Below are 1790 nucleotides of genomic sequence, written 5' to 3' on the forward strand. Positions count from 1 at the left end.
GCCCGGGCCCGTGCCGCGGCGGGCGGCTCGGGCGGGCGTCCGGGGGCCGGCACGCTCTGCCGGCCGTTCTCCTGCTGGGCGGGTGCGGGTGCGGGGGCGGTCCGTGCGGGTCGTGTGCCGCGGGCGCCGCCGGCGTTCCCGGCGGCCGCACCGCGCGCCGCCAGTTCGCTGAGCCGCTCGTGCAGCGCGGCGGCTCCGGGGCGTTCGGCGGGTTCCTTGGCCAGGCAGGCCCGGATCAGCGGCGCCAGTTGCGGCGGTACGGCGGAGAGGTCGGGCTCCTCGTGGACGACCCGGTACAGCATCACTTCGGAGGACGCCCCGGAGCCGAACGGGGTGTCCCCCGTGAGTGCGTACGCGAGGGTGGCCCCGAAGGCGAAGACGTCGGTGGCGGGCGTGACGGCGACCCCGCGCACCTGCTCGGGCGCGAGGAAGCCGGGGGAGCCGACCGCGGTGCCGACGTGGGTGAGCGTGCTGGCGCCGCGCGACCACGCGATGCCGAAGTCGATGATCCGCGGGCCTCGGGGCGAGAGCAGGATGTTGGACGGCTTGAGGTCCCGGTGGACCACTCCCGCCTCGTGCACCTTGACCAGTCCGTCGGCGAGCGCGGCCCCGATCCGGGCGGCCTCGGGCCAGTTGAGCGGTCCTTCGTCGCCGACCCGCTTGTAGAGCGAGGGCCCCGGCACGTACGCGGTGGCCAGCCAGGGCCGTTCGGTCTCGATGTCCGAGCCGACCACGCGCGCGGTGCAGCCGCCCCGGATCCGGGAGGCGGCGGCGATCTCGCGGGCGAAGCGGGTGCGGAACTCCTGGTCCTCGGCGAGCTCGGCGCGGATCAGCTTGAGGGCGACGCGCTGCCCGCGGCGGTCGGAGCCGAGGTAGACCACGCCCATGCCGCCGGCGCCCAGTCGCCGGTGCAGGCGGTACGGCCCGACGATGCGGGGGTCCTCACGCCTCAGCCGCATCATCGCCATGTTTCGTTCCCCGTCAGCCTGTGGGTGAGGCCCCGTCGGTTGGGCCATCGTCAGTTCCTGTCTGGCACAGCTTACGGACTGCCCGCTGCGGTGTGCTGATACGCAACACCTGAAGCCACCGTGCGATTGTCGGATCTTGCGTTGACCTGCAGGTCACAAGGACGTCGAAGGGCTTCTCGGGGTTGCCCCTCAGGGTTCCCTCGGGGGTCGGATGAGCCTTCCGTCCCCCTGCGGTAGTAGGCCCCGAGTCGGATCGTCATCCTCCCGGACGTCCGAGGAACAGTACGACGGCATGACGCCCGGAGGACCCTCCGGCCAATAGCGTTGTGTCCAGCGGTGGACGGGGAGCTCGTCCCCCGAGGTAAGCCGTCCACCGCGCCAACTCGACCGGATCAGGAGCAAGGACATGGCACCGCAGATCACGGGAACCCCCCGCCGGCGGCCGGCCTCCGTCCAGTCCCGGTCCACCGAGCAGCCCACGCGGCACCCCGCCGTGGCGCTGGCCATGGCCCTGCCGTGCGCCGTGCTCCTGGTGCTGCTGTTCGGCGGGTGGGAGCAGATGGCGAACCAGGCCCAGGCCGTCGCCGATCTGATCACCCGCTGAGCGGGGAAAGAAGGACACCGGCCCCGAGGCCGGTCGAAGACGGGCACCGATCCCCTGGGGACGGGGAGCGGTGCCGCCGGGGAGGCCGCGGCCGCGATGACACGCGGACGGGCGTGAGCGGTGCGCAGAGCGCCGTACGGTCCACCGGCGGCCGCCGTGCGGCGCAGGGCCTCGGTGACGGCGGCGAGTTCGCCGCCGGAGGCGTGCGGCCCGGAGCG

General features: G+C 73.9%; 2 protein-coding genes. One reads left to right on the forward strand and one right to left on the reverse strand.

Annotated features, from left to right (window positions below):
- Positions 1 to 968 (reverse strand): serine/threonine-protein kinase (locus ACFVHV_RS43745; RefSeq protein WP_380359471.1); only part of this gene is annotated, 968 nt, incomplete at its 3' end.
- A 406-nt stretch (positions 969 to 1374) separates the two neighbouring features.
- On the opposite strand from ACFVHV_RS43745, the gene ACFVHV_RS43750 reads away from it, so the two are divergent.
- Positions 1375 to 1572, forward strand: a complete 198-nt coding sequence (locus ACFVHV_RS43750; protein ID WP_359915397.1) for a hypothetical protein — start codon at positions 1375 to 1377, stop codon at positions 1570 to 1572.
- Positions 1573 to 1790 lie beyond the last annotated feature (218 nt).

Source organism: Kitasatospora sp. NPDC127116 (genome assembly GCF_042677365.1).
Classification (GTDB): domain Bacteria; phylum Actinomycetota; class Actinomycetes; order Streptomycetales; family Streptomycetaceae; genus Kitasatospora; species Kitasatospora lactacystinica.

What these genes read in the sequence shown, in the direction of transcription:
- ACFVHV_RS43750 (WP_359915397.1), top strand. Translation starts at nt 1,375, where the DNA reads ATGGCACCGCAGATCACGGGAACCCCCCGCCGGCGGCCGGCCTCCGTC.